General features: G+C 47.0%; 2 protein-coding genes. One reads left to right on the top strand and one right to left on the bottom strand.

The window, feature by feature from the left end:
* Positions 1-69 precede the first annotated feature (69 nt).
* The gene (locus tag QMD03_10030) at positions 70-456 is read left to right on the top strand and encodes a hypothetical protein (GenBank protein ID MDI6777549.1); all 387 of its coding nucleotides are present in this window, start codon (positions 70-72) and stop codon (positions 454-456) included.
* A 254-nt stretch (positions 457-710) separates the two neighbouring features.
* Here QMD03_10030 and uvrC read toward each other — a convergent pair whose 3' ends face one another.
* Positions 711-2,561, bottom strand: a complete 1,851-nt coding sequence (gene uvrC, locus QMD03_10025; protein MDI6777548.1) for an excinuclease ABC subunit UvrC — start codon at positions 2,559-2,561, stop codon at positions 711-713.
* Positions 2,562-2,746: the final 185 nt, after the last annotated feature.

The raw sequence follows: 2,746 nt of genomic DNA, 5'->3' as shown, positions 1-2,746 counted from the left end.
CAGTCACTCCAGCGGACGGCGAGAAAAAGCGCTCGCCGCTGCTGAGTTCAAACGTTAGAGGTGATAGATATGGATACAAACAAATCAATAAAGATACTTGAAGCACTAGCAAATGGTATTGATCCAACGACAGGCGAGAAATTCCCTGCCCATTCTCCATACAACAATCCCGAAGTCATTCGTGGGTTGTATCATGCTTTAGAAATAGTAAGAAAGCAGAGACAAAAAACGAAAATGACTCTTGAAGAAAAGCAACAGGCCAATATTGAAAGAGGTCTTCCCCAAAATACAGGTCTTCCTTGGAGAGATGAGCAAAGGGAATACGTTGCGGCAAATTTCAGGCAAGGGAAAACAGTGGCTCAACTTGCCTCAGAATTAGAGAGGACAAGAGGTGCTATTATCGCTGAACTTGAGAGACAAAATATCATATCGCAAGAAGAAGCGAGGAACCTCTAACTATCAATTGTAAAAGTCAAGAAAAAATACAACCATGGATTTATAGACTTTTTATACGTCTCCCTATGTTTATTTTACGAATGCTCATATAGGGATAAGTCGCCAGTGATTAAAAGTAACAGACAGGTGCTGAGACCAAGAGAATGCGAAAGGCTTTGGGAATATCTCAGAAGAGATCAACACCCTGCTTCAACTTTTTCGAAAGATTGATAACAAGAAGATAAGGGAGGGTCTTATTAGGCGATTGAGCGGGATCATCGAATGGAGAGGACGGGAGAAATAATGGTCTTCTTTGACTTGGGTAAATATTGATGACCCCGTAAAAAGGCATGTATCTTTTCCGCCGTGTGTTTACCGATTCCGTCAATCTGTTGCAGCGCCTCTACCGGGGCCTCTCTGATCTTTCTCATGTCCCCGAAAAAGCTTAACAATGCCCTTTTTCTGTCCCCGCCGATACCGGGGATCTCATCAAGGACAGATTGAAAATCCCCTTTTTCTTTCAAATTACGGTGGTAGGATATAGCAAAGCGATGGGCCTCATCCCTTACCCTCTGGAGTAAAAAGAGGCAGGCGGGCCACCTTGAAAGGTAAAGGGGATCTTTTCTCTGGGGGAGATAAACCCTGTCCCCCTTTTCCCCCTTGGCCAGGCTAATCACATCAATCCCCTCTATACCCAGATCACGCAACACAGAAACCGCTACCCCGAGCTGACCTTTTCCTCCGTCAACCATTATCAGGTCAGGAAGGTTTTCCCTGCTCCTGTACCGCCGTTTCAAGACTTCATACATCATGCCGTAATCATCGGCGCCGGTGACTGTTTTGATCTTGAAGCGCTTGTATCCCCCCTTCCAGGGGTTACCCGCGACAAAGGTCACCATGGAACCGACGGCATACTGACCGCCGATATCAGAGATATCAAAGCATTCTATCCGCTCCGGCGGTTTTCTCAGGCGGAGGTGTCCGGCAAGCGTCCTGATTGTCTCCTCCGAGTTATCGGCGGACAAATATTCCGTCTTGAATATATTTTCGGCATTGCGCCGGGCGACACGGAGAATGTCCATCCCCTGGCCTCTTTTAGGCACTACAATTGATACTATTTCCCCCCTTTTTTCCGCAAGCCATTCCTCCATAACTGCCCTGTCTTCCATATCATCAGGAATGATAATCTTTCCGGGAATAAAGACCCCTCCATCATAGTACTGTTTTAGAAGCGATGAGAGTATCTCTGAGGTCTTAATGCCGGCCCTCACCTTAAAGAGGGGAAAGGCCTTCTTCCCGAGAAGCTTACCCTTTCTGATGTAAAGGACGCATATCTGGGTCAGGTCCCCCTCCCGGTAGAGACCGAAGACATCCTGGTCCTTAAATGACATGGAGACAATCCGTTGTTTTTCGAGGGTTCTCTCGATGGCCGCTATCCTGTCTCTCAGGACGGCAGCTTCCTCAAAGTTCAAATGCTCCGCAGCGGAATTCATCTGGCAACGGAGGTCGGCAATCAATTTATTCTCCCGACCCTCAAGAAAGGCTACTCCATCTTTTGCCAGTCGCCGGTACGCCTCGCCATCAATAAGACCGATGCAGGGGGCAAGACACCTTTTCGTCTGATATTCCAGGCAGGCCCTCTCCCGGCTCTTTAATTCCCGATCCCGGCAGGTACGGAGGGGAAATACCTGCTGGAGAAAATGGAGCGTTTCTTTTGCCGCAGCGCTGGAGGGATAGGGACCAAAATATCTGGCCCCGTCTTTTTTTACCCGCCTGACAAGTTGAAACCGGGGAAATGGATCATTCAGATTGATCCTGATATTGAAATAAGCCTTATCATCCCTGAAATTGACATTGTACCTGGGCCGGTGTTCTTTGATGAGGTTGTTCTCGAGGATCAGGGCCTCCTTCTCCGTTTCCGTAATGATAAACTCCACATCATGAATCCTGGAGACAAGGAAAGGTACCATGAATCGCGAATCTGTACCCCCAAAGTATGCACGCACACGGCTTTTCAAATCCCTGGCTTTGCCGACATAGATAACTCTCTCGTCTTTGTCCTTCATAACATAGACCCCCGGTGCCCGGGGGACATCTCTAATTTTGCTTTCCAGAGTATTTCTCATATGGTCCCCAAAACCAAAGATTGCAAAGATTCGGGCATTATACTAAAATTTCAACAATGGAGGCAATATAATTCCCTGTGATACGCTTTTAGCTGGAAACTGATGGTTGATAGGCAAACGTTTACAAAATATTATGTTAGTAACACGTGATATGTCCGGTTTGTAGCACACAATCTGTCCGGTTT

The organism is Syntrophales bacterium, from assembly GCA_030018935.1.
GTDB lineage: Bacteria > Desulfobacterota > Syntrophia > Syntrophales > CG2-30-49-12 > CG2-30-49-12.
The sequence above is the reverse complement of the archived record's forward strand: the minus strand, read 5'-3'. Positions and strand labels throughout refer to the sequence as shown.

Excerpts from the sequence above, each read along its gene's own strand:
- QMD03_10030 (MDI6777549.1), top strand. The coding sequence starts at position 70 with ATGGATACAAACAAATCAATAAAGATACTTGAAGCACTAGCAAATGGT.
- uvrC (MDI6777548.1), bottom strand. The coding sequence starts at position 2,561 with ATGAGAAATACTCTGGAAAGCAAAATTAGAGATGTCCCCCGGGCACCG.